Origin of the sequence: Pandoraea commovens (assembly GCF_024704525.1) — a bacterium.
Lineage (GTDB): Bacteria > Pseudomonadota > Gammaproteobacteria > Burkholderiales > Burkholderiaceae > Pandoraea > Pandoraea commovens.
In genome coordinates this window covers 4,513,594-4,538,067 of sequence record NZ_CP102780.1, presented here as the reverse complement: position 1 = coordinate 4,538,067, position 24,474 = coordinate 4,513,594, and the positions used below count along the sequence as shown (strand labels likewise).

22 protein-coding genes and 1 tRNA gene are annotated in these 24,474 nt (G+C 63.3%); 11 read left to right on the top strand and 12 right to left on the bottom strand.

What is annotated here, in order from left to right; all coding sequences use genetic code 11:
* Positions 1 to 64 precede the first annotated feature (64 nt).
* The gene (gene alaC, locus NTU39_RS20420; protein ID WP_150664271.1) at positions 65 to 1,282 is read right to left on the bottom strand and encodes an alanine transaminase; all 1,218 of its coding nucleotides are present in this window, start codon (positions 1,280 to 1,282) and stop codon (positions 65 to 67) included.
* Positions 1,283 to 1,537: 255 nt separating this feature from the next.
* On the opposite strand from alaC, the gene NTU39_RS20415 reads away from it, so the two are divergent.
* Positions 1,538 to 1,867 carry a DMT family transporter gene (locus NTU39_RS20415; RefSeq protein ID WP_046293992.1) on the top strand — a complete coding sequence of 110 codons (330 nt, stop codon included), beginning with the start codon at positions 1,538 to 1,540 and terminating at the stop codon, positions 1,865 to 1,867.
* Between the two features lie 35 nt (positions 1,868 to 1,902).
* Here the strand turns inward: NTU39_RS20415 and rocD are convergent, their stop codons facing one another.
* Positions 1,903 to 3,108 (bottom strand): ornithine--oxo-acid transaminase, encoded by a 1,206-nt coding sequence (gene rocD / locus NTU39_RS20410; RefSeq protein ID WP_150664269.1) that lies wholly within the window; start codon positions 3,106 to 3,108, stop codon positions 1,903 to 1,905.
* A 195-nt stretch (positions 3,109 to 3,303) separates the two neighbouring features.
* Between rocD and NTU39_RS20405 the strand changes: the two genes are divergently transcribed.
* Positions 3,304 to 3,380, top strand: a tRNA-Arg gene (locus NTU39_RS20405).
* Between the two features lie 16 nt (positions 3,381 to 3,396).
* Here NTU39_RS20405 and NTU39_RS20400 read toward each other — a convergent pair.
* Positions 3,397 to 4,410, bottom strand: a complete 1,014-nt coding sequence (locus NTU39_RS20400) for a LysR family transcriptional regulator (protein WP_150664268.1) — start codon at positions 4,408 to 4,410, stop codon at positions 3,397 to 3,399.
* Positions 4,411 to 4,532: 122 nt separating this feature from the next.
* Between NTU39_RS20400 and NTU39_RS20395 the strand changes: the two genes are divergently transcribed.
* The gene (locus NTU39_RS20395; protein WP_150664267.1) at positions 4,533 to 5,522 is read left to right on the top strand and encodes an MBL fold metallo-hydrolase; all 990 of its coding nucleotides are present in this window, start codon (positions 4,533 to 4,535) and stop codon (positions 5,520 to 5,522) included.
* A gap of 69 nt (positions 5,523 to 5,591) precedes the next feature.
* Here NTU39_RS20395 and NTU39_RS20390 read toward each other — a convergent pair whose 3' ends face one another.
* Entirely contained in the window at positions 5,592 to 5,984 is a 393-nt protein-coding gene (locus NTU39_RS20390) for a GFA family protein (RefSeq protein WP_373275325.1), read from the bottom strand.
* Between the two features lie 151 nt (positions 5,985 to 6,135).
* On the opposite strand from NTU39_RS20390, the gene NTU39_RS20385 reads away from it, so the two are divergent.
* Positions 6,136 to 6,594: a YaiI/YqxD family protein gene (locus NTU39_RS20385; protein ID WP_257958430.1), complete on the top strand. Its 459-nt coding sequence runs from the start codon at positions 6,136 to 6,138 to the stop codon at positions 6,592 to 6,594.
* Positions 6,595 to 6,600: 6 nt separating this feature from the next.
* Here the strand turns inward: NTU39_RS20385 and NTU39_RS20380 are convergent, their stop codons facing one another.
* Together NTU39_RS20380 and NTU39_RS20375 are read right to left on the bottom strand one after the other, a co-directional pair.
* Positions 6,601 to 6,876 (bottom strand): ankyrin repeat domain-containing protein, encoded by a 276-nt coding sequence (locus tag NTU39_RS20380; protein WP_257958429.1) that lies wholly within the window; start codon positions 6,874 to 6,876, stop codon positions 6,601 to 6,603.
* Positions 6,873 to 7,745, bottom strand: a complete 873-nt coding sequence (locus NTU39_RS20375; RefSeq protein ID WP_174984620.1) for a LysR family transcriptional regulator — start codon at positions 7,743 to 7,745, stop codon at positions 6,873 to 6,875. Before NTU39_RS20375 ends, NTU39_RS20380 begins: the two co-directional genes overlap by 4 nt.
* A gap of 318 nt (positions 7,746 to 8,063) precedes the next feature.
* Between NTU39_RS20375 and NTU39_RS20370 the strand changes: the two genes are divergently transcribed.
* The 3 genes from NTU39_RS20370 to NTU39_RS20360 are packed head-to-tail and all read left to right on the top strand — an operon-like array spanning position 8,064 to position 13,956.
* Entirely contained in the window at positions 8,064 to 9,341 is a 1,278-nt protein-coding gene (locus NTU39_RS20370; RefSeq protein ID WP_150664263.1) for an efflux RND transporter periplasmic adaptor subunit, read from the top strand.
* Between the two features lie 5 nt (positions 9,342 to 9,346).
* Positions 9,347 to 12,499 (top strand): multidrug efflux RND transporter permease subunit, encoded by a 3,153-nt coding sequence (locus NTU39_RS20365; RefSeq protein ID WP_150664262.1) that lies wholly within the window; start codon positions 9,347 to 9,349, stop codon positions 12,497 to 12,499.
* 17 nt (positions 12,500 to 12,516) lie between these two features.
* The gene (locus NTU39_RS20360; protein ID WP_246184548.1) at positions 12,517 to 13,956 is read left to right on the top strand and encodes an efflux transporter outer membrane subunit; all 1,440 of its coding nucleotides are present in this window, start codon (positions 12,517 to 12,519) and stop codon (positions 13,954 to 13,956) included.
* A gap of 120 nt (positions 13,957 to 14,076) precedes the next feature.
* Here the strand turns inward: NTU39_RS20360 and NTU39_RS20355 are convergent, their stop codons facing one another.
* Positions 14,077 to 14,676 carry a nitroreductase family protein gene (locus NTU39_RS20355; RefSeq protein ID WP_150664260.1) on the bottom strand — a complete coding sequence of 200 codons (600 nt, stop codon included), beginning with the start codon at positions 14,674 to 14,676 and terminating at the stop codon, positions 14,077 to 14,079.
* Positions 14,677 to 14,878: 202 nt separating this feature from the next.
* Here NTU39_RS20355 and NTU39_RS20350 point away from each other — a divergent pair, with 202 nt between their 5' ends.
* Positions 14,879 to 15,832 carry a LysR family transcriptional regulator gene (locus tag NTU39_RS20350; RefSeq protein ID WP_150664259.1) on the top strand — a complete coding sequence of 318 codons (954 nt, stop codon included), beginning with the start codon at positions 14,879 to 14,881 and terminating at the stop codon, positions 15,830 to 15,832.
* Here NTU39_RS20350 and NTU39_RS20345 read toward each other — a convergent pair.
* Positions 15,732 to 16,907, bottom strand: coding sequence for an MFS transporter (locus NTU39_RS20345; RefSeq protein ID WP_257958428.1), 1,176 nt, complete (start codon positions 16,905 to 16,907; stop codon positions 15,732 to 15,734). The two genes, NTU39_RS20350 and NTU39_RS20345, sit on opposite strands and share 101 nt — an antisense overlap.
* Positions 16,908 to 17,082: 175 nt before the next feature.
* Here NTU39_RS20345 and NTU39_RS20340 point away from each other — a divergent pair, with 175 nt between their 5' ends.
* The 3 genes from NTU39_RS20340 (at position 17,083) to NTU39_RS20330 (ending at position 19,448) form a co-directional block, all read left to right on the top strand.
* Entirely contained in the window at positions 17,083 to 17,976 is an 894-nt protein-coding gene (locus NTU39_RS20340; RefSeq protein WP_150664257.1) for a LysR family transcriptional regulator, read from the top strand.
* A 148-nt stretch (positions 17,977 to 18,124) separates the two neighbouring features.
* Entirely contained in the window at positions 18,125 to 18,892 is a 768-nt protein-coding gene (locus NTU39_RS20335; RefSeq protein WP_150664256.1) for an autoinducer binding domain-containing protein, read from the top strand.
* A 292-nt stretch (positions 18,893 to 19,184) separates the two neighbouring features.
* A complete protein-coding gene (locus NTU39_RS20330; RefSeq protein WP_039400593.1) occupies positions 19,185 to 19,448 on the top strand; it encodes a DUF4148 domain-containing protein in 264 nt (87 codons plus the stop codon).
* Positions 19,449 to 19,748: 300 nt separating this feature from the next.
* Here the strand turns inward: NTU39_RS20330 and NTU39_RS20325 are convergent, their stop codons facing one another.
* The 4 genes from NTU39_RS20325 to NTU39_RS20310 are packed head-to-tail and all read right to left on the bottom strand — an operon-like array spanning position 19,749 to position 24,461.
* Positions 19,749 to 21,245 carry an efflux transporter outer membrane subunit gene (locus NTU39_RS20325; protein ID WP_257958427.1) on the bottom strand — a complete coding sequence of 499 codons (1,497 nt, stop codon included), beginning with the start codon at positions 21,243 to 21,245 and terminating at the stop codon, positions 19,749 to 19,751.
* A gap of 17 nt (positions 21,246 to 21,262) precedes the next feature.
* A complete protein-coding gene (locus NTU39_RS20320) occupies positions 21,263 to 22,240 on the bottom strand; it encodes an efflux RND transporter periplasmic adaptor subunit (RefSeq protein ID WP_150664254.1) in 978 nt (325 codons plus the stop codon).
* Complete coding sequence (locus NTU39_RS20315) at positions 22,237 to 22,446, bottom strand: DUF1656 domain-containing protein (RefSeq protein ID WP_039400588.1); 210 nt, start codon at positions 22,444 to 22,446, stop codon at positions 22,237 to 22,239. The genes NTU39_RS20320 and NTU39_RS20315 overlap by 4 nt, the downstream gene beginning before the upstream one ends.
* Complete coding sequence (locus tag NTU39_RS20310; RefSeq protein WP_257958425.1) at positions 22,443 to 24,461, bottom strand: FUSC family protein; 2,019 nt, start codon at positions 24,459 to 24,461, stop codon at positions 22,443 to 22,445. Before NTU39_RS20310 ends, NTU39_RS20315 begins: the two co-directional genes overlap by 4 nt.
* Between the last annotated feature and the right edge of the window lie 13 nt (positions 24,462 to 24,474).

The following is a 24,474-nucleotide window of genomic DNA, read 5'->3' as shown; positions in this document are numbered from 1 at the left end:
CGAAAAGGGGGACGCATCCGATGCGTCCCCCTTTTTTCGTCGTACTCGACGGCTACCGTTATCGTTATGCGGTGACCGGCTGCACCAGCCCGTCTTCACGGAACATGTGCTTGATGCCGCGCACGGCCTGACGGATGCGCGACTCGTTTTCGATCAGCGCGAAGCGCACGTATTCGTCGCCATACTCGCCGAAGCCGATGCCCGGCGAGACCGACACCTTCGCCTGCGCGAGCAGCTTCTTGGCGAATTCGAGCGAACCGAGCGCACGGTACGGTTCGGGAATGCGTGCCCAGATGTACATCGACGCTTTCGGCAGATCGACCGCCCAGCCTGCTTCCGTCAGTCCTTTGTAGAGCACGTCGCGGCGGCGCTGGTACTGCTCTCGAATTTCCTCGACGCACGTCTGATCGCCTTCGAGTGCGGCGATGGCTGCGACCTGAACCGGCGTGAACGTGCCGTAGTCGTGATAGCTCTTGATGCGCGCGAGTGCCGCGACCAGTTCCGCGTTACCGACCATGAAGCCGATACGCCACCCGGCCATGTTGTAGCTCTTGGACAGCGTGAAGAATTCGACGGCGACGTCCTGCGCGCCGGGTACCTGCATGATGGACGGCGCTTTGTAGCCGTCATACACGATGTCGGCATAGGCCAGATCGTGCACCACGAGAATGTCGTGTTTGCGCGCGAGATCGACAACGCGCTCAAAGAATTCCAGCTCGACGCATTGCGCCGTAGGATTCGACGGGAAGCCGAGGATCACCATCTTGGGCTTCGGATGACTTTCGCGAATGCCGCGTTCAAGTTCGGTGAAGAAGTCGATACCGGGCGTCATCGGCACGGAGCGGATGTTCGCACCGGCGATCACTGCGCCGTAGATGTGAATCGGGTAGGACGGATTCGGCACGAGCACCGTGTCGCCCTGATCCAGCGTGGCGAGCATCAGGTGGGCGAGGCCTTCCTTCGAACCGATGGTGACGATGGCTTCGCGCTCGGGGTCGAGTTCGACGTCGTAGCGGTCCTTGTACCAGCGCGTAATGGCGCGACGCAGGCGCGGAATGCCGCGCGAGGTCGAGTAGCCGTGGGTATCGGGACGTTGTGCGACTTCGACGAGCTTATTGACGATATGCGGCGGCGTGGCCCCATCGGGGTTACCCATCGACAGATCGATGATGTCCTCGCCACGACGGCGCGCGGCCATCTTCAGTTCGGCGGTGATGTTGAAAACGTACGGGGGAAGACGATTGATGCGCGCAAAGCTGCGCGAGCCCTGAGAGCTGGACATGTTGAACCCTGGAACGTAAGCGCCCGGAACCGTCCGAGCGACGCCGGTGTGCTGGCCACACCGTGACGGCGACTGTAGCGCGGCGTCGGGCGCTTTGGCAAGACATTCTTGCAAGCGAATTTTGCAATGGGGGGGACGCGCCTTCGGCCACAGTGTGTTGCACAGGAGGACGCGCGACGTGAGCGGCGCTGAGCAAGTCCGTCGGTTAAGATGACCGGCCTTGAACCGGGCAGCGCGAAAGCGAAAGGAGTGTCGATGGCGTATGTGTACCTGTTGGTGGCAATCGTGGCGGAAGTGATTGCGACGTCGGCATTGAAGGCATCCGACGGATTCTCACGCGTCGGTCCGGTGGCGCTGGTCGTCGTCGGGTATGGCATTGCGTTTTACATGCTGTCGCTCACGCTGCGCACGATCCCGGTGGGCATCGCGTATGCAATGTGGTCGGGACTGGGTATCGTGCTCATCTCGATTGCGTCACGCGTGCTCTTCGGTCAGAAGCTCGACGCACCGGCATTGCTCGGTATGGCGCTCATCATCGCCGGGGTACTGGTAATGAATCTCTGGTCGAAGTCGTCGGCGCATTGAGGTCATTGATGCCATTGATGTCATTGAGACGTGGCTCAGCGATCCCCTTCGGCTTCGGCCAGCACCGCCTTGAGCGCGCCGATACAACTGTCGATTTCCGCACGTTCGATGACGAGTGGCGGCGCGAGACGCAGCACTGTCGAGCGAGTTTCCTTGGCGAGTACGCGCCGTCTTAGCATCCGCATCGAGAGGTCGTGCGCGTCGGCCCGAGCGGGATCGATTTCGATGCCAGCCCACAGGCCGCGTCCGCGCACTTCCCGAATCAGCGGCGAATGAATCGCGTGCAGGCGCGATAGCAGGTATTCGCCCATCTCCGCACTTCTGCCCGGTAGGTCTTCGTCGGCCATGACGTCGAGCGCTTCGAGCGCGACGGTGGCTGCAAGCGCGTTGCCACCGAACGTCGAGCCGTGGCTGCCCGGCTCGAACAGGTCGATGACGTCGCGTCGCGCGACGAAAGCGGACACGGGCAGCAAGCCGCCGCCAAGCGCTTTGCCGAGCATGATGCCGTCCGGCACGATGCCTTCGTGCTGATAGGCAAACCATCGGCCGGTGCGTCCCAGACCCGATTGAATTTCGTCGAGCAGCATGAGGACGTTCTGCTCGGTGCACAGTTGACGCAGTCCGCGAAGAAAGCCGTCGGGCGGCACGACGATGCCGCCTTCGCCCTGAATGGTTTCGAACAGGACGGCGCAGGTGTTGGGGGTGATGGCGGCGCGCACGGCGTCGATGTCGCCATACGGCACGCGGATGAAGCCGGGTGCGAACGGCCCGAAGTCGGCGCGATAGGCGGGTTCCGACGAGAAGCCGACGATGGTGGTGGTGCGCCCGTGGAAATTACCGTCGGCGACGATGATTTCGGCGCGCTCGGCGGGAATTCGCTTGACGCTGTAGCCCCAGCGACGCGCCGCCTTGATGGCGGTTTCGACGGCTTCCGCGCCGGTGTTCATGGGCAGGGCGCCGCCGAGCGTGGTGAGATCGCAGAGGCGTTCGAGAAAAGCGCCGAGGCGGTCGGTGTAGAAAGCGCGGGAGACGACGGCGAGGCGCTGCGCCTGTGCGGTGAGCGCGGCGACGAGACGCGGATGCGCGTGCCCGTGACTGACGGCGGAATAGGCGCTCATCATGTCGAGATAGCGATTGCCCTCGACGTCCCAGACCCAGACGCCCTTGGCATGCGAGAGCACGACGGGCAGGGGTGAGTAGTTGTGCGCACCAAAGCGTTGTTCGCGTTCGATCTCGTTCATGAGCGCGTTCCTCCACACCTGAAGTCTAGATGCGAACGAGATGGCACGCAAAGGGGACAACTCCCGAAGCGCCGCGCATGAAACTGGCCTGTACGTGCGCTATAATCGCCGATTACTCGGATGTGGCGCACGTTTCACGTGCACTCAGCCCCCCGAGTCTCTCCGGCAGCGATACTCGATCGCCGCCATCACGCACTGCCCATAGCTCAGTTGGATAGAGCATCGGCCTTCTAAGCCGACGGTCGGGGGTTCGAATCCCTCTGGGCAGGCCAGCAAATTTGACGTGCTTCAACTTGGCCGACGTCTGGCCTGTCGTGTATTCCCGGTACTGTCGTGGTCTGACGAGTCGGCCTTCGCGCGTATTGTGGCGATGTCGGCCCCCACGTGCCGTACAGCGCTTACAAACGCGTCCAGCGCTGGCGTTTGATTTGTCTCCGCGCGCGTCACAAGACCCACGGCTGGCATGGGCCATTCGCCCGGTGCGTTCAGGATGGCGATGACGCCGAGCCGCTGATATTGGACGGCAATCGGCCGGGGAAGAAACGCGAGCCAATCGGTGTCCTGCAGCATTTGCAGATTCGCAAGCACCGAGACACATTCCACCCTGGGTATCGGGACCGTCGTCAGATGGTCGGCGAAGAATTGCCGGATTGACGTCCGCAATGGTGCATCGCCGCCCGGGAATATCCAGTCGGCGGATGCAAGCATCGCCGGTGTGATCTTTTTACGCCGGGCCAGAGGATGGTGATGACGAGCGACGATACAAACGCTCTCCTCGAACAGCGCTTCCCGACAAAAATGGGTCGCTGCAGTCCCTTCGCCTAGTCGACAGACAACGCAGTCGAGCTTGCCCTGAGCCAATCCGCCGAGCATCCAGTCGATCGACCCTTCATGAAACTCCGCCACTACGCCGGGCGCATTCTTCGATAAGTGCGTCAGCACTTTGCTCAGAAAATCGGGAATCGCGACCGGCATGATGCCCACGCGAACTTTTCCGAGGGCACCGTTGGAGATCAGTTCAAGATCGCTGCCGAGCTTTTGCATCTCAGTCAACATGATCCGCGCACGATCGATAACGATCTGGGTCGCAGCGGTGGGCCTGAGTCCTCGTGGATGACGATCAAATAATCGTGTGCCGAACAGCGTCTCCAACTCGCGAAGCGATTTGCTCGCGGCAGGCTGCGTCATGTGAAGACGCGTGGCCGCACGGTGAATGCTGAGCGTATCCGCCAGTGCGACAAGCAATGCCAGATGTCGTGCCCTCAGGCGGGCGAGAAGATGTCGTTCTATGACTGGTGGCATGGAATACCCTGATATCGCGAAGTTATCAGTCCCCAAAAAGAAAGCATTACTGACGCGCGGAAGGGTCGTGCAATTCTACATGCGCAAATAGTTCGATAAATCAAACCAATCGGAGACCCCGTATGCAGAAGATGCTACGAAAATGTGGCGTGATCCTGGCGCTGCTGAGCGCAATAGGGAGTACCTCGGCGAGTGCTGAAACGATGCGCGTCACGCTTCTCGGCACCGGCACACCGATACTGAACATCAATCGCTTCGGGATCAGCGTGCTTGTGGAGGCGGGTACACAAAAGCTGCTGTTCGATGCCGGCCGGGGCGTAGCGATGCGCCTGCATCAGCGGCAGGTTCCATTGCGTGACATCTCCGCCGTCTTCATCAGTCTGTTGAACTCAGACCATATCACCGGGCTGCCCGACCTTTATGCCACCGCGCCGCTTCCGACCGATGACGGACGTCTCAAAACGCCGATGACCCTGTTTGGACCCGATGGCATCGACAACGTGGCGCGTGGCATCGAGCTGATGTTCAAGGACCAGAACCGGATGCGAATGCTGGAAGGCGAGGTGGTCGAGCCGGCGACGCATATCCACGCAAAGCGAGTCGAGCCTGGGATCGTCTATGAAAAGGATGGGGTGAAGGTCTCGGCCTTCCTGATCGAGCACGGTCATGTCAAACCGGATTTCGGTTACCGCATCGAATACGGCGGACACGCCGTTGTCATTACCGACGACACGACTTACTCCGAAAACCTTGTCGCACATTCGAAGCATGCCGACCTCATGGTTCAGAGCGTCGCCATTGGCAGTCGCGCACTCGAACGGGCCGCACCGGACTACGTCAATCACTTTTACGGATATCTCGCCAGCCCGGAGAGTGCGGGTCGCATTCTTTCGGAAGCCCAACCTAAGCTGGCGGTGTTTGCCCACATTTCACTTTACAGCCGTCCGGACATTCCGCGTGCCACCGTGGATGAGTTGCGTGAGCGCGTTCAGGCGGCCTATCGCGGGAATTTCGTCATTGGAGAGGACTTGATGACCTTTGATATCAATGACCACGGCGTCACACAAGCCCCGTATTCGCCAGAAGTCAGACAACAGGAGCCGCGGACCTGAGCGTGGGGCATGGCCGTGTTGGCTCAGGGGCCGAATGTCCGCGCTGCACGTTGTCGTCGTCGGGAGACCTTACGCCGCGGCGTAAGTCGGGCCGTCCCAGCCGTCGAGGTACTTCGGTAAGTCGTCGACGACATCCACCACGCGCTCCCGGTAAAACAGGTGCATTGTCGGCGCGAGTGCGGCGTCGAGCTTTCCGCCGGTCGCGCGGGCGGTGAGGGCGTTGGGCACCACGCGCATGCCCAGGCGATTGGTGCCGAAGACGACTTCGCCGCAGACGTCGCAGAACGTCTTCGTCATCTGCTTTTCCGGATGTTTGAACGTGCGTCCGGCCCGCTCGCCAACGCTGACCGCCTCAGACGCCCACGCCGTCGCGGAAAAGACCGACGTGCCGTAAAAGTCCCGGCATGACGAACAGTGGCAGTTCGCCCGCGCGGCGGGACTGCCATGCAAATCCAGGGACATACTTCCGCATAAACACGTGACATTCAGTGACATGAGTCTCTCGCTAAGCGTGCCGTTGGTCGGCGTCGCGCCAGAGTCTAGCATTGGCCATCACTGGGGACGGTCTCGCCTTGCCGTATCATGGCGGCCTCTCTCCCGGAAAAGTCCTGAAATGCAAGTCCTCGTCGACGCCGACGCCTGCCCCGCAGTCATCAAGGACATCCTGTTCCGCGCGGCCAAGCGTGAAGAAATGATGGTGACGCTGGTGGCGAACCAGTTTCTGCGCACGCCACCGTCGCCGTTCGTCAAATCGATCCAGGTGCCACCGGGGTTCGATGTGGCGGACGCGCGTATCGTTGAGATGGTCGAAGCCGGGGATCTGGTGATTACCGCCGATATTCCGCTCGCGGCGGCGGTCATCGAGAAGGGCGGGCGTGCGCTCGACCCGCGTGGGAGCTGGTTCACGCCGGAGAACATCAAAGAGCGCCTGTCCGTGCGCGACATGATGGACCAGTTGCGCTCCGCCGGGATCGAGACCGGCGGTCCCGCCCCGTTCAGTCCGCGCGACGGCAAGGCGTTTGCCGGTGAGCTGGACCGCTTTCTGGCACGTCAGCGTCAGTCACCTCGTTAGGCGTCGTCAGTCCTCTGCGCGAGGCATGCGCGCCTTCAACGCCACCAACATCTCCACGATATCGCTCGGCAGCTTCCGTTCGCGGGCGATGTCCACACAATCCCGGCCACGGTCGTCGGCAATCGCAGGGTCCGCACCTGCATCGATCAGCAGACGCAGCGTGGCGAGCCGTTGCAGTCGTGCGGCGTAGAACATCGGTGTCTCGCCGTGGGCGCGCAGATTGAGCAACGAGTGGCAATCCGCGATTCCGTAAGCCGTTGCTTGCCTGTCACGCAAACTCACGCTTGTGGCGCACTCGCACGCAGCAATTCGGCAAAACGTGCTTCGCACCAGCGCATGACATCGTTGGGTTCGCGACCGAACCGCCAGAGCATGCGTACCGGTAACTGAGGAAGACCGAGATCGTCGCAGCGAAGTTCATGAAGATCTTCGTATTCCGCAATATCGATCGGCAGCACCGCCCAGCCCAGCTTGTCCACAACCATGCTGGCGATGACGTAGGAGCTGTCCGCCCGCCAGATCGACGGACTCAGTTGCAACGGCGTAATGTCGTCCATTTGCAACAGAATCTGACGATATTTCGCGAGATCCCCGCGCGTGACCTGATCGCGATAGGCCAGCGGATGGTCGCCTGCCACGAACACGCCCTGCACGGCCGAGCCGATGTACTTGTGGCCGAGCGCCGACGAAATCGCGCCACGGTCGACGTGAAAGCCAATATCCGCGCGCTGCTTCTCCACGTACTCGGCGACTTCCGTCGAGGTGCCGTTGAGCAGCGTCAGTTCGAGGTAGGCGAACTGATAGGCGAGGTCGCGCACCAGTTCGCTGACGGCCTGATACGGCAACGCCTCGTCCAGCGCCAGCGACAACTGGGGCTGTTCGCCGAACGCCAGCGCGTTCGCCCGATGGTTCAGCCCCTCGGCCTGCCGCAGCAACTCCTTGGCTTCGAGCAGCATCACCTCGCCCTGATCGGTGAGGCGGGCGTTTCGGCGGCTGCGGTCGAATAGCTCAAATCCCAAATCCGCTTCGAGCAACGAAATCGCCGTGCTCACCGCCGACTGGGCTTTCCCCATACGACGGGCGGCAGCGGATATCGAGCCGTCCTCCGCTGCCGCCACAAAGTAGCGCAATTGTTCAATTGTCCAGTTCATCCATTCATTTTATAGATAGGTTCCAACTTTTTCTAACAACAATTTCGCGGGAGAATCGCGCAGCTCCAATATGAAACGCCAGATTGAAACGCCAACATAGGCTTGGCGGCAGACGACCGGATCTCCCGGTCCGGTGGTCTTGGGCATAGACCTCCTTCGCGCAACGCGTACCTGCCGCCCATGGTGTCTCCGGAGCGATGCGGGGCCCCCGGTCCTCCCCCATCGCTGGCTCACTTGCAGCCAGCCCGTCGCTCGACGCCGCGCACCGAACGCGGTTGCGACACCCTTGACCGGATGTCGTAAATCCAACGTGCTTACATGTCATCGAAAATCGATAACCGAACTCTCCGTACCCGTTTCGGAGTCCTGACGGGTGTTTCCGCCACTCTGATCGCCAGCGTGTTGCTTCTCGCCGCATGCTCTGGCCGTGACAAAAAGGAAGAAGCCGACGCCACACCGGAGGCCGTCGTGCGCACGGTCGAGCGTCGCGCCGAGCCGCTCACGACCGAGCAACCGGGCCGTCTCGAAGCGTTCCGCAGTGCCGACGTGCGCGCCCGTGCGGGCGGCGTCGTCATGGAACGTAAATATCAGGAAGGCCAGAAGGTCGCCAAGGGCGACGTGCTGTTCCGCATCGACCCGCAGCCGCTGTCCGCTGCGCTCGACGCCGCACGCGGTGCGCTCGCCAAGGCGCAAGCCGAACACGATTCCGCCAAAGACAAGATCGAGCGCTATCGTGGTCTCCTTGAGGAGCGTGCCATCAGCGCCCGTGAAGACGCCGAGTCCCGTGCCGCCGAAGCGCGTACGCGTGCCGAAGTGCTGGCCGCCCGCGCCGAAGTACGCAAAGCGGAACTCAACCTCGGCTATACGAGCGTCGTCTCGCCTATCGCGGGACGCGTGCGTCGTGCGGAAGTCACCGAAGGCGCGCTGGTCGGCCTCGACTCGCCCACACTGCTCACGCGGGTGGAACAGATCGATCCGATCTACGTGAACTTCTCGCAACCCGCCGCACAGGTCTACGCGATGACGCGCGACCTGCGGGCAGGCAAGCTGGAGCACGGCAACGAGGCGGCCGCTCCGCAGGTGCACGTCACGCTGCCGGATGGGCGCGAGTACACCTTGCCCGGCAAACTGCTCTTCACGGATCTGGCCGTCGACCCCGGCACGGACACTATCGCCATGCGCGCCTTGTTGCCGAACCCGGACGGCGTGCTGCTGCCCGGTGCGTTTGTACAAGTGCGCATGCAGGGCGCGGTGAACCCGAACGTGGTGCGTGTGCCGCGCGAAGCGCTCACGCGCACGACGGCGGGCGCCATCGTCCGTGTGGTCGGCGCCGACGGCAAAGTGCACGACCGCAAGGTCCATGCCGATGCCATCGAAGGTCATGACTGGCTGGTGACGGACGGTCTCAAGGGCGGCGAGCAGGTCATCGTTCAGAACCTGACGCAGTTCTCCGACGGCATGAAGGTCAAGACCAAGGTCGCAGGCAATGACACTAAAGATGCCAAGGACGTGAAGAACGCTGGCGAAGACACCGCCAAGTCCACCGACGCCAAGCCTCAGGGCAACGGCAGTCCGGCCTCCAATGCGGAGACGTAATCCAAATGGCTCGTTTCTTTATCGATCGCCCGGTTTTTGCCTGGGTGATCTCTCTGATGATTACGCTCGTCGGCCTGCTGGCCATTCGGGCGCTACCCGTCGCGCAGTACCCTGACATCGCTCCGCCGATGGTCAGCGTATACAGCAGCTACCCGGGCGCTTCGGCGAAGGTCGTCGAAGACTCGGTCACGGCCATCATCGAACGTCAGATGAACGGTGCGCCGGGGCTGATGTACACGTCGGCCACGAGCGGTAACGGTGAGTCGTCGGTCAACCTCACGTTCCGTCAGGGCACTAGTCTCGATCTGGCCGCCGTGGAAGTGCAGAACCGGCTGAAGACGGTTGAGTCACGCTTGCCGGAAGTCGTGCGCCGCTACGGCGTGAAGGTCGAACGTGCGGCCGACAACATCCACATGGTGGTGACACTGTCGTCGCGCAATCCGGCCATCGGCGAGTTCGATCTGGGTGAGTTGGCGGCGTCGCAGGTCGTCAACCAGCTCAAGCGCGTGCCTGGCGTCGGTCAGGTGCAGTTCTGGGGGACGGAGAAGGCCATTCGCATCTGGCCCGACCCGGCCAGACTCGTCGCGCTCGATCTCACCGCCTCGGACATCGTGTCCAAGGTGCGCGCCTACAACGCGCGTGTGACGGTCGGCGATCTCGGCGCTGGCTCGACGCCGACGTCCGCACCGATCAACGCTAACGTCGTCTCCGACACCACCTATTCGACGCCGGAGCAGTTCGCCAGCATTCCGTTGCGCGTGCGCGCCGACGGTTCGGCCATCCGGCTGGGTGACGTCGCGCGCGTGGAACTGGGTGCGTCGGACTACAACTATTCGTCGCGCGTCGACGGGCTTCCGGCCACCGCGATGGGTATCAAGCTCGCGGCAGGCTCGAACGCCGTCGAAGTGATGAAGGCCGTGCGCGCTGTGATGGACGAACAGGCAAAGCTGTTCCCGGCAGGCGTCGAATACCAGATGCCCTACGAGACGGCGTCGTTCGTGAAGGTGTCGATCCAGAAGGTCGTGAAGACGCTGCTCGAAGCCATCGTGCTCGTGTTCATCGTGATGTACCTGTTCATGCAGAACCTGCGTGCGACGCTGATCCCGACGCTCGTCGTGCCGGTGGCGTTGCTGGGTACGTTCGGTGTATTGCTGGGCCTCGGATACTCCGTCAACACACTCACGATGTTCGGCATGGTGCTGGCCATCGGCATTCTGGTGGACGATGCCATCGTCGTGGTGGAGAACACCGAGCGGATCATGGTCGAGGAGGGGTTATCCCCGTACGCGGCGACGGTCAAGGCGATGAAGCAGATCAGCGGCGCCATCATCGGCATTACGGTGGTGCTGGTGATGGTGTTCATTCCGATGGCGTTCTTCTCGGGCGCGGTGGGCAACATCTACCGGCAGTTCGCGGTCACGCTCGCGGTGTCGATCAGCTTCTCGGCATTCCTCGCACTCTCGTTGACACCGGCGCTGTGCGCAACGTTGCTGCGCCCGGTGGCGCACGACCACCACGAGAAGCGCGGCTTCTTCGGCTGGTTCAACCGTACCTTCGCGATGGGCACCGAGCGCTACACGCGCCGGGTCGACAAGACGCTGCGCCATCCGTGGCGCTCGATGCTGGTGTACGGCGCGATTCTGATCGCGGTGCCGCTGGCGTTCATGCGTCTGCCGTCGGCCTTCGTGCCTGAGGAAGACACCGGCAGCTTCATGGTGATGGCCTCCGAGCCGCAAGGCGCAACGTTGCCCGAGGCGATGACGGCACTCAAGCGCATCGAGAGCTATCTGATGCAGAACGAGCCGGTCAAGCACGTGTTCGTGTTGGGTGGCTGGAACGAATTCGGCGCGGGCCCCGGCGGCGGCATGTTGTACGTCACGCTCAAGGACTGGCACGAGCGCACGTCGAAGCATGACGGCGTGAACGCCATCGTCGAGCGCGTGAACGCGAAGTTCACCGGCCAGCCGGATCGCATGATGATCGCGATGAACAGCCCGGCGCTGCCGGAACTCGGTTCGTCGAACGGCTTCAATCTGCGCTTGCAGGATCGTGCAGGTGTCGGCACGGAAGTGTTTACCGCCGCGCGCGACGAGTTGCTGCAAAAGGCGGCCAAGGATCCCGTGCTCAAGAACGTGATCTTTGCCGGGCAGGGCGAGGTGCCGCAGATCGACATCGCGATCGACCGTCGCAAGATGGAAGCGCTCAAGGTCAACATGGACGACGTGAACACCACGCTCGCCACCATGTTCGGCTCGGAGTATGTCGGCGACTTCATGCTGGGTGCCGAGAATCGTCGCGTCGTCGTGCAGTCGGACGGGCGTCAGCGCGTGTCGCCGGAGGATATCGGCAATCTGCGCGTGCGAAATGCCAGTGGCGAGATGGTGCCGTTATCGTCGTTCGTCACGCTCAAGTGGAAGCTCGGCTCGCCGCAGTTAAAGCGCTATAACGGCTATCCGTCGTTCACGCTTCAGGGCGAATCGGCGCCGGGCAAGAGCAGCGGCGAAGCCATGGCGCGCATGGAGCAACTGATGTCGGAGATGCCTGCGGGCATCGGGCACGAGTGGAGCGGTCAGTCGCTTGAAGAGCGGGCGTCGGGCGCGCAGGCACCGATCCTGTTCGCGCTGTCGGTGCTCGTGGTGTTCCTCGCGCTCGCGGCGCTCTACGAGAGCTGGGCGATTCCGGCGGCGGTCATCATGGTGGTGCCGCTCGGCGTGATCGGCGCACTCGGTGCCGTGAGTCTGATGGGCATGCCCAACGACATCTATTTCAAGGTGGGCCTGATCGCGACCATCGGTCTGTCGGCGAAGAACGCCATTCTGATTGTGGAAGTGGCCAACGATCTCGCGAAGCAGGGCATGACATGGTTCGATGCGGCAGTGGAAGCCGCGCGACTGCGCTTGCGTCCGATCGTGATGACGTCGCTGGCGTTCGGCTTCGGCGTGGTGCCGCTGGCGATTGCGACCGGCCCGGCGTCGGGGGCGCAGCGCGCGATCGGTGTGGCCGTGCTGGGCGGGATCGTGACGGCCACGGTGCTGGCGATCTTCCTGGTGCCGTTGTTTTTCCTGCTGGTGGGCCGCTTCGTGCGCCGCTCGCATCCGGGTAAGGATGCGCCGCACGACGCGAATGATGCCGCACCGGCCGTAGAGGGGAAGGTATGACGATGTTTCGACCCCGCATGCGCGGGATAACTGTGGCGGGCGTGTGCTTGTTCGCGCTGCTGGCCGGATGCACGATGGCGCCGACTTATGAGCGTCCGGCTGCGCCGATGCCGACGACGTACGAAGCGCCGACAGGCAGCGGTGTGCATCTCGCACTCGCTGATCCCCTCTCCGCCGACGCCGATTGGGCCGAGGTCTTCACGGACGCGGACTTGCAGACGCTGATTCGCCGTGCGCTCGCACAGAATCGCGACTTGCGGCTGGCGTCGCTGCGCGTGCAGGAGGCGCGCGCGTTGTACGGCATCGAGTCGGCCAATCTGCTGCCGAGCGTTCAGGCAGGCGGGGCGTTCTCCCGTCAGCGATACTCCGGCTCGGCCGGGCAACCCGATGGCGCAAGCAATATGCCGGGCGGTTATGTCGCCAACGACGTGCGCGCGACGGTGGGCGTAAGTGCGTTCGAGCTGGACTTCTTCGGGCGCGTGCGCAGTCTGCGCGACGCCGCGCTTCAGGAGTATCTGTCGAGCGAGGAAGCACAACGCGCGGCGCAAGTGAGTCTGGTGGCGGAAGTGGCAACGTCCTATATCGGTCTGGTCGCCGCGAACGAGCAGATCGCTTACGCCCGCGATGTGCTGGCGGCGCGTGAGGACGGCATTCGCGTCATTCGTCTGCGCGCCGAGCGCGGACTGGTCGACGACCTCGACCTGAACACGGAGACGACGCAGGTCGAAGTGGCGCGGGCGGCGCTCGCTGAACGTGAACGTCAGCGCAGCGAGATCGTGCACGCGTTGCAGGTGCTCACTGGCGACGTCGGCGCGAAGCCTGCGGCGGCATCGTCGCTCGACGGTGCTTTCGTGGTGCCGGTCGCAGCGGGCTTGCCGTCGTCGCTGCTGATGCGGCGTCCCGACATTCGTCAGGCCGAAGCGAAGCTGCGCGGAGCTAATGCGAATATCGGTGCGGCGCGTGCAGCGTTCTTCCCGTCGGTCAGACTGACGACCGACATCGGTACCGCCAGCGCCAGCTTCTCCGATCTGTTCGGCGCAGGCACCGGCGTGTGGTCCTTCATGCCGCAGATCACCGTGCCGATCTTCAGCGGCGGGCGCAACATTCAGGGCCTCAATCTGGCGAACGTCCGCAAAGAGATGGCGGTTGTCTCGTACGAGCGCACGATCCAGACAGCGTTCGCGGAAGTCGACGATGCGCTCACAGCGCAGCAACTGCTCTCGCGTCAATATCAGGCACAAAAGCGTGTGTCCGATGGCGAACGCGAGCGGCTGCGGCTGGCCAAACGTCGTTATGTGAACGGCGTGGCGAGCTATCTCGAATTGCTCGACGCCCAGCGAAGCGAATTCCACGCGGCGCAGCAACTGATCGACGTGAAGCAACGGGTGCTCGTTAATCACGTGGCGCTGTATCGTGCGCTGGGTGGCGGATGGAAGCCGGAGAGTGATGCCTCGTGACGCGACCGTAACGTGATCGGCTAGGTTGCCGTCAAACAAAAACCCCGCCGGGTCTAGCGATCCGGCGGGGTTTTTTCATGCGTAGCCGTCAGCCACGTGGCGACGACAGGCGCAGGCGCGTTAGAACGCGAAGCGGCCTTCCGAAGCGATCTTCGCGATCGGCTCGCGCGGGCTCGGCACTTCGCGAGCGCGCAGGCCTTCGGGCAGTGCGTTCACGTCGCCGCCCGGACGGCCGATGGCGATGGCTGCTTCGATCTTGTACTTCGGCGACAGATCGAGTTCGTTGCGGATCTTGTCGTGTTCGATACCTGCCAGACCGTGCGTCGCCCAGCCCGAGAGCGAGGCTTGCAGTGCGAGGTAGCCCCACGCCGCACCGGCGTCGAAGCTGTGGGTCGGGGCCGGGACTTCCTTGTCGCTGCCCGGGGGCGTGAGCGTCGACTTCGAGATCACGAGGACGATGGCGGCGGCGTTCTTGGCCCACGTCTGGTTGAACTCATTGAGGAAGCCGACGAACTGGTCCCAATGCGGCGTGCCACGGCGGGCGAAGACAAAGCGCCACGGTTGCGCGTTGTAGGCCGACGGTGCCCAGCGGGCGGCTTCGAAGAACGACAACAGGGTGGCTTCGGGAATCGTTTCGTCCTTGAACGCACGGGGCGACCAGCGGGCCACGAATTGCGGGTCGATAGGATGATCGGCTTGGCGGGTGGTGATATCGGTCATGCGAATAGTCTCGTCGGCTAAAGTGCAATCAGTGCGGTCAGATACCTCTGATCGGGCCGCTAGGATACCCTGCGCGACGGGCGATCCCAACGAATATCGCCGCACGTGCATATGACTTGCGGTTATCTCGGCGGGCACGCCTTTGTCCTCGCCGTGGCTTCATCGTCTGTGCGACCGCCGTCCCGCGATATCATCGCCCTCCATGAACACCTTAAAGAACATGCGGATCTTCGTGCGCGTGGCCGACGTCGCGAGCTTTGCCGGTGCGGCGCGCGCGCTCGACATGACCACGCCTCAAGTGTCCAAGGCCATCTCCGAACTCGAAGCGCACCTGCGCACGCGGCTGCTGCATCGCACGACACGCAAGCTTGCCCTGACGGACGCAGGCAAGCGCTACCTTGAGCGTTGCCGCGACATCATCGCACTGGTCGATGTCTCGGAGGCCGAAGCCGGGGCCGCGAGCGCCGCACCCAGCGGAACGCTGCGTCTGCACGCGCCAGCCAGCTTCGGACAGGTGTTCGTGGTGCCCGCGCTGGCGCGCTTCCTTGAGCGGTATCCGGACGTCGAGGCTGACTTGCTGCTGTCGTCGCGCGTGCCCGATCTGCTGGAAGAGAACATCGACGTGTCGCTGCGGCTCGCCACGGCGCAGTTGCCCGATTCGGGGCTGGTGTCGGCGCGGATTTGCCGGATGGCGTCGGTGCTGTGCGCAGCCCCGCAGTATCTTGCCGCGCATGGTGCACCGCGCTCGCTGGACGAACTGGCGCAGCACACGCAGGTCCGCCTGAACGCACCGCATTACTCCGTCGATCACTGGCTTTTCGAAGGCCCGGACGGCGCGGTGAAGCTGCCGGTGCCCTCAGGGCGGCTGCGCGTGAACACGGCCGACTCGCTGGCGGCGGCACTCATCAGCGGCTGTGGCGTGGGGCCGGTGCCGTTGCTCTCGGCACTCTCGGCGCTGCGCAGCGGTTCGCTGGTGCGAGTGCTGCCCGATTACGAGTTGCAGGGGACGAATGTCTACGCGGTCTACGCGTCGCGGCTGTACCTCGACGCGAAGGTCAAGACATGGATCGAGTTTCTTCGGACATTTGTGGAGCAGGCGCTGTCTGCCCCAGACGCCGCAGCGATAGCGCAGCCACTGCGATCAGCAGGCCGATGACCAGCGACACCCAGAGGATGGCTGCGTCGCCCCAGTGTGCGCGAGCCACCGAGTAGCCCCAGGGGGCGACGGCCGAGACCGCGAACGCGGGGGTGAGCAAGGTGCCGAGCGCCCGCGCGTAGGCTTCGTGCGAGAACAGTTCGAGCGGGAGGCTGGCACGTAGCAGCGTCGCCAGTCCATTCAGTGCGCCATAGAAGAAGATGAAGACCCCGGCGGCAATGACGGACGACATCCCCGCCAATCCGAGCCCGAAGCACAGTGGCAGCCCGCAGCCGACCACCACGTTGAGATTCACCGCGCTCGACTGACGCGGCTGAAGCCACTCCAGTGTTCGTGCACACACCTGCCCCAGCCCCCAGAGCGCGGCGAGCCCGACCGGTAGCCCTTGCACGCTCAACAGCGACGTCAGGTGGGCCGCCAGCCCCGACGACAGGATCGAGACCAGCGCCATGATCGCGCCGTAGAGCAGGGCGGGCCGCCACGGCAACGGGGCGCGTGTCTTGCTGCTGGCGTCGGCGGCTGTTGCGCGCGGCGGCGTTGGCGGCAGGCTGCGCAGCAACGCCCACGCCAGCAGGCCGAACGCGCCATACACGAGCACCCCTGGTCGCCATCCCCATGTGTCTCCGAGCCAGTTGCCTACCGGCCAGAAGACGGTCGTGGCGAGGCCGCCGATCAGGGTGATCTGCGTCATCGGTCGGCGAGCGGTGGGCCCGTAGAGGGCGGCAAGCGTGGCGAAGGCGGCGTCGTACAACGACAGACGCATGCCCACGCCGAGCAGGCACCACGCGGCGTAGAACTGCGCGAGCGTGGTGCTCGTGGCCAGTGTGGCGCATCCGGCGGCGCAAATCAGGGTGCCGAGGCACATCACGCGGCGTCCCCCCATGCGTTCGAGCCAGCGGCCTGAAAGTGGCGACACGGCGGCCATCACCAGCATGGCGAGCGACGGACCGGCGAAGACCCAGGTCTGCGCCCAGCCGGTGTCGCGTGCGATGCGCCACGCAAAGGCGCCGGGCAGATAGAAGCTCACGCCCCAGTTGATGAGTTGTGCGAGGCCGAGCCGGAGAACGAGAGGCATGACGATATGGGGGCAAAAGGCCGGATTCAGGCCGGATTCAGGCGTCGTCGCGAAACGTCGACGAGGCTTTGGCGCGTTAGGACGCCCGGACCGACGCCACACTCTGCATGGTGCGCCTGCCGCATCTCTTGGTAAAGTCTTGGCATCTTATCCGGTTCATAAGGAAAACTTTGAGATGCGACGCCTGAATCTGGATCAGTTGCATACCTTCGCCGAAGTCGTTGACGCTGGCAGTTTCTCGGCGGCAGCGGTGCGTCTCGACCTGTCGCAACCGGCCGTCAGCCTTCAGGTGCGTCAACTGGAGCAACGCCTGAACGTGCGGCTCATAGAGCGGGTGGGTAAGCGGCTCAAGCCGACGTCGGCCGGGCTGACGTTGCTCGAACATGCGCGCCGCATCGATGCCGCCGTCGAAGAGGCGATGCAGGCGTTGTCGAGCCACGCGCGGGGTGTGGCCGGGGAAGTCGCTATCGGGACGGGGGCGACGGCCTGCATTCACCTGCTGCCGCCCATGCTGCGCGCGATGCGCAAGCGGCATCCGCAACTGGACATCCGGGTGAGCACGGGCAATACCGACGACGTTGTTGCAGCCGTCACGGAAAACCGGCTCGATATCGGCCTCGTGACGTTGCCCGCTGCGGGGCGCAGCCTGCACGTCACGCCGGTTTTGCGCGACGAGTTCGTCGCCATAGCACCGGCGAACGACAACACGTGGGGCGACGAAGTCACACCGCACACGTTGGCCGCCGCGCCTATGGTCGCATTCGAATCCGGCAGCAGCACCCGTCTGCTAATCGACGACTGGTTTCTGCAAGCCGGGTTGCGCATGCGTCCGGTCATGGCGCTGGGCAGCATCGAAGCCATCAAAGAGATGGTGGCGGCAGGACTCGGCTACAGCATCGTGCCGAAAATGTCGGTGAATGCCGTTCATCATCGACGCGGATTGCGTATATCGACACTCACACCGGAACTAACGAGAACGTTGGCGATTGTCGTCAGGCAGGATAAACCGCTCACGCCGGGATTGCGAAAAGTCCTGTCGGCATTGGAAGGGCTGGGCAGCGTGTTGTGAAATTCAATGAGAAAATGATTCGCACTCCACGTGAAAAAGTGTCGTTGTTTTATTGGGCAAAATTACTCCCCGCAAAACACAAGGCTCGGACTACAATGCGCGAATAACGGCATCCAAACCGGCAATTATTGAGAACGTGTAACTCGCAATGCATCACAACCTTTATCGATATGAGGGGCTGCTGGGAGCCCGCTCGGTCGAGGCGCTGGACGCCGAGTTTCAGAAGCTGACGCAAACGCTGGAATACGACGCGCTGTTTTATGCTCCGTTGTTGCCGCGTCGCGAGCGAGAAGCCGCCGCATTCCAGATGGAAGATCAGATCATTTCTGCGCAGGGCATGCCGAGCCGTCACATCTTCACGACGTTTCCGCCTGCCTGGATCGAGCGCTATCAGAGCGCGGGATATGCTGAAGTCGATCCTGTGCTGGTGGCGGCGAATCTGTCGCCACTGCCGATTCTCTGGCGCACGTTTCTCATGCAAAAGCGGCCGCATCCGATTTTTGCCGACGCGAGAGCGCATGGTCTGGCCAGCGGCGTATCGATCCCTATCTATGGCGCTGCGGGCGAGCGGGCGATCTTCAGCGCGGCGACTGCGAAATCGCCGGAAGAGTCGGCCGAACTCGAAGCGCGCATGGTCGGTGAAATCTATCTGACGGCGCTGTATTTCCATCAGGCGATTCAGCAACTCGACATGCAGTGGGTCGCCAGTCGTTGCACCGGCAAGCTCAGCCCGCGCGAGATCGAAAGTCTGTTGTGGGCGGCGCGCGGGAAGACTGCTTGGGAAATCGGATTGATTCTGAAGATCTCCGAGCACACCGTCACGTTTCACATCAATAACGCCAAGCGCAAACTTGGCGCGGTCAACCGGCATCAGGCGATTGCCGCCGCGATCAGCACCGGTCTGATTTCTCCCTGAAGTTATCCATTTCCAAACGAGTTCGTGAGCGCCAACTCCGGGCGTTCACGAAGCCGCTTTGCCTTGTGATTTCACATCTGTCGCCTTTGCCCATTGCGCGACATATTCCCGCCATTTTCGAGACATTCCTCCCCTAAATTCAGCGGATTTCACACCTTTTCCGAAACGGTGTGTTGTCGCTTTGAGGCTAGTTCAATTCCTAGGGAAAACTATAATTTACTCATGGCGAAAACTGATCGGTTAGCGGTTTTCGTCACTTTGAACGACATACGAACGATAAAAGGAGTTTTCCATGAAAAAGAACCTGCTGAGCGCCATTGCGCTGGTCAGCCTGACCGTAGCCGCTGGCTCGGCTTTCGCTGCCGATCAATCGACCGGTGTGACCCGTGAACATGTGCGCGCCGAACTGCAAGCCGCACGCGAACTCGGCCTGTCGCCGGTGACGGAATTCAACTTCCCGTACACCTTCGAGCAATCGGTTCAGTTGCAAAAGCGCACCGCCGAAATCGAAGCGGCGCAACACAGCGCTGCCCCGCAAGCCCCGGCAGTCAACTGAAGTCTCGATGTGTGGAAGAGGGACAGTCAGTCCCGAGATGTACTGAAGTGCTAAAGTTGCACCCGATTCGCCGACGGCCCGCCTGATTCGTTTGATCGCATCGACCGTTCGAGCATTACGCGTCCCGCCCGCGCCGCGCGAATCTTCCTCACGACGCCCTAGCGCGTCACTTGCCACAGCCCCGCCAGAGGACCTCGGTCCCGACGGGGCTTGTGTGTTTCTGGAGGCCCGGCAGCGTATCCGAGGTCATATCGTGCATATCGTGGGACAGGCGCCAGCGACTTCGTTTCAACGCGTGGATCAAAGCGTAGATGCGTCGGACGAATGAGATTCGGCCATGGCGGCCTTGTCCTTTGCGACGCTCGATTGCCATCCGCCGCCCAGCGCCAGGAACAGATTGACCTGATCCATGGCGACCTGCGTTTCGGACGCAGCGAGCGCTGCTTCGGCGCTCGCGTGCGTGCGCTCGGCGTCAAGGCTCGTGAGGTACGGCGCACGGCCCGCCTGATAGAGCTTGTGGTTCTGTTGCGCAGCGGCACGGGATTTGTCGCGCGCGTCGCGCAGCGCATCGTCGCGCTGCAATTCGCGGGTGTACGCCGAGAGCGAAGTCCGCGTTTCCTGAATCGCCTTGAGCACCACACCGTCGAAGTGCGCGAGCGCAGCGTTCGCGCCAGCCTCCATGCCCTTGATGTGCGAGCGCACGCCGTTGGTCGGCAGCGACCACGAGATCATCGGACCGACGGTCCATTGTTCGGTGCGTCCCTGACCGAAGTGTTCCAGCACGCCGTTCGCGCCAATCGATGCGCCGAAGCGAATCGTCGGATAAAGGTCCGCCGTCGCTACGCCGATCTTCGCCGTGGCCGATGCCAGTTCGCGCTCTGCCTGACGCACGTCCGGGCGGCGTTTAAGCAGCGCCGTGCCGTCGCCGACGGGCAGCGCCTGCGTGAGTTGCGGAATCCGACGGCATTGCGTGAGGCTCGCGTCGAGCGTGCCCGGCACCTTGCCGAGCATCACCGCCAGCCGGTCGTTGGCGGCTTCGTTCTGCGCCAGATAATGCGGGAGCCCGGCGCGCAACGTGTCGGCTTGCGCCTGCGCGCGCAGCAGATCGGTCGGCTGATCGCGTCCGGCGTCGACCAGCTTGCGAGTGATCGCGACGCTGCGTTCCTGCAACTTCAGTTGCTCGTTGGCAATGTCGTACTCGTGATTGGCCGCGCAGCTTTGCACGTACGCGCGAACGGTCTCGGCCGCCACGCTCACGCGAGCGACATCGAGCGCAGCCTGGCTCGCTTCGGCGGCGGCGAGTGCGGCTTCGTCCGCACGGGCGAGCTTGCCGAAGAAGTCGATCTGATAGGAGATGCCGAGCGTGGCGACGGCAATGTTCACCACCGGCAGCTTCTCTTCCTTGAGCAGACTTTCGCCCGAAATCTGTGCGCGGGCCGCTTCGGCCTGCACACCGCCCTGCGGCAGATTCTCGGACTCCACTTCGTGATACAGCGCAACGGCGCGCTGCACATTGGCCAGCGCCACGCGCACGTTCGTATTGGCGGCGAGCGCTTCTTTCACGAGTGCGTCGAGCTTCGGATCGTCGTACAGCTGCCACCAGTCATCCGGCACCGCTTCGATCGAGACGTCGCCCGGCTTCGAGACGTTCGCGAGTGCGCCGTTTGCCTCGGACGAACGCATGACGGAGTTCTCCGGCAGGTGATAGTCCGGCCCGACGGTCGTACATCCCGCGACGAGCGCGGCGGCAACTGCCACTGCGCTCAGCAGCAGGAGACGGGGCCGCGATACTTTCATGGCGGTCTTCGTCGCGCTCACTTGCGCACTCCCGCCGGTGCGTCGCTTCGCGTGACGGCGGCCATTGCCGTCGGTGCTGCATCGTCAGGCTGCGCTGCGTGTTCTGCGTGTTTCGGCTGCGCTTTGTCCTGACCTTCGACCACGGTCACCGTGGCGGTACGACCGGCGACGAGACGCATGTCGGCGGGCACGTCGTCGAGCGCGATACGCACCGGAATGCGTTGCGCGAGACGGACCCAGTTGAAGGTGGGGTTGATGTTCGGCAGCATCGACGCGCCGCTGGTGCGGTCGCGATCCTCGATACCGGCGACGATGCTCTGCACATGCCCGTGCAACACGTGACGCTCGCCCATCAGGCGAATTTCCACCTTGTCGCCGATATGGATGCCGCGCATCTTGGTTTCTTCGAAATAGCCTTCGACGTGCAGCGAGCCAGCGTCGACCATTGAGAGGACCGGACGGCCCGTCGTCACGTAGTCGCCCACGCGCGGCAGACGGTCGTTCAGGTAGCCATCGGCAGGCGCAACCACGCGGGTGCGTTCCAGGTTGAGCTTCGCAAGACGCACCGCGGCGTCGGCTTGCGCCACGGCCGCTTCACCGGATTCGACCTTGGCCTGACCGGCTTCGACGACTTCCTTGGCCACCACTTCCGTCAACTGATGATTACGTGCGTTCTCGCGACGTGCCTGCGCGAGCGTGGCGCGCTGTGCGGCGGCGGTCGCCTCGGCTTGCTGCAACGCGAGCGTGTAGCGATCACGGTCGATCACGAACAGCAGATCGCCACGGTGCACCGGCTGGTTGTCTTTGACCTCGACGTCGGTAATCAGACCGGAGACGTCGGGGGCGACCTGCACGATGTCGGCGCGAATACGACCATCGCGCGTCCACGGGGCGACCGTGTAGTAGTCCCAGAGGTGCAGCAGCACGTAGACCGCCACGCAGGAGACCGCGAGCGTCAGAACGACGGGACCGAGAGAGCGAAGTTTCAGTTTCATGGTTGGCAGGCGTGCGCGATGGCGACGATGCCGCCCAGCGCGATGATGTACACAGCAAGGTTGAATAAGGAGCGGTGCCAGACGAGTTTGTAAAAACCGATGCGCGCCAGCACGAAGCGCAGCGCTCCCGTCAGCACGAACGCCACGACCATCAGGGCCAGCAGCGTCGGCACGAATACACCGTAGATGTCGATCTCGCCGCTCATTGGGCACTCCGGGTCAAGGCTGTGGAGGTGGGGGACGCAGGCGGGAAGAGTGCGACGTGGATGTCCATGAGCGAGGCGCGCGCGCTGCGCGAGGCCTGATCGCTATGGGCCACCAGCGAGCGCACGGCGCCGAGCAGTTTGTCTCGCAGCGTGGCGTCGGGCTGGCTCACCTGTGCGTCGAGTCGCGACTGGTAGAAGCGCGCCACGTCGGACAGCGCGGCCTCGACGGCATTGCGTTGCGATGGATTCAGATTCGGCAATTCGCGTTGTAGAGCGAGCGCGGAGAGTTCGACGCGCACTTCGGTAAAACCGTCGCTCGACGTTTCGCTTTCGCTCGCCGCCAGACGCGGCACCAGTTGGCCGAGCCGGTCGAGCAGCCGTGCCCGCAGGCGGTTGTGTTCGCTCACCGAGCGGCCCATCGCATTCTTTGCGATGTCGCGCCAGCTCGAATGAATCAGTCGACGCATGGCGACGCGCGTGCCGAACGGGCGCGTCTGCAAGGTCCACAACAGTGCGAACAGAACCCCGGCCAGACCGGCGATGTTGTTGTTTAGAAAGCTTTGGAAGTCGGCGTTGTATCCGCCCTGAATCCCCACGAAAGTCGCCGTGTTCACCGCCACGAGCATGGCCACCATCGTGAAGCGCGGCTGTGGGATCAGTGTGCCGAGCAGCACGAACGGCACGGCAAAGAGCGCCACGAGCAGACCGAAGTCATGGGCGTTCGTCAGGATGAAGAACACGTACACGGCGGCGAACACCACGCACACGGCCGTCGCCCAGAAGAACGAGCGGATGAACGGTGCGGGCTCGTCCATCGCCGCGAAGAAGCAGCAGGCCACCGCGCCGAGCGACACGCCAGCCGCGCCGTCGTTCCAGCCCGTGTAGATCCACGCCATGCCCATCAGGAACGTGCAGAGTGCCGCCGAGATCGTCGAGAACAGCAGCAGGCCGTGGTCGTAGTGACGTGCACCGCCCAGTTCCCAGTGCGGGAAGGCGGGCGTCCATTCGGGGGCGCCTTCATGCTGTCCGAAGCGGCGTTGCAGCGAGGCGCAGTCCTGCCACAACTGCACGAGCGAGCGAAGACGGTCTTCCGTCGCGGACACGAGCGCGCCATACCAGTCCGATGCTTCACCGGCCGATTGTGGCGGCTTGAGCAGATGGGCGGGCGCGGGTGACGGTGCACCCCGGCGTAGCCACGCGACGATTTCGGCCATCTTGGCTTCGAGCGCTTCGGGCGCCCCGTTCGGATGCAAACGTAACGTCTGCACCAGTGACGCCACGGTCGAGAGTACCGGCATCATCATCGTCATGCGTCCGCGCAGTTCCTGTGCGTCGCGCACGCGCTCCGATGTATCGGCGTCATACGACAGTTGGCTGATCAGCTGATCGAGCGCCAGAATGTCGGCCGCCATGCGGTGACGGCTCATGTGGCGCGTAGCTTTACCTTCGGGGTCGGCCGACAGCATGTCGGTGGTCCAGCGCGCGGCGTCGGTGAGCCAGCGGGCCGAGCGGTCGTGCAGCACCTTCGCCACGCTCGTAGGCAGAATCACCGCGCCCACGACGCTGGCGCAGACGATGCCGAGAATGATCTCTTCCGAGCGCGCGATGGCAATGTCGAAAATGCCCGACGGAGTGTTCACGGCGGGCAGGGCGATGAGCGGCAGCGTGTACGACGCCAGCAAGAACACGTAACTGCGAGGCGAGCGATGCAGTAACGAGATATAGAGCAGCGTGCCGGTCCACAGACCGACGGCGGCCATCAGTAATTCGGGGGTGTTGACGAGCGCGGGCACGAACGCAATGGACGCCGCAGCACCCAGCAGCGTGCCGAGCACGCGGTACAGCGCCTTGGAGCGGGTTGCGCCCGTCAGCGGATGCGAGACGATGTAGACAGTGGCCATCGCCCAGTAGGGACGCGGCAGGCCGAGCGCGAGCGCGATGTAGAGCGCCAGCATCGAGGCGACGAACGCCTTGATCGAGAAAATCCAGTCGCGGGAGGAAGGCCAGGTAAGCACGGTCGACGTCTTT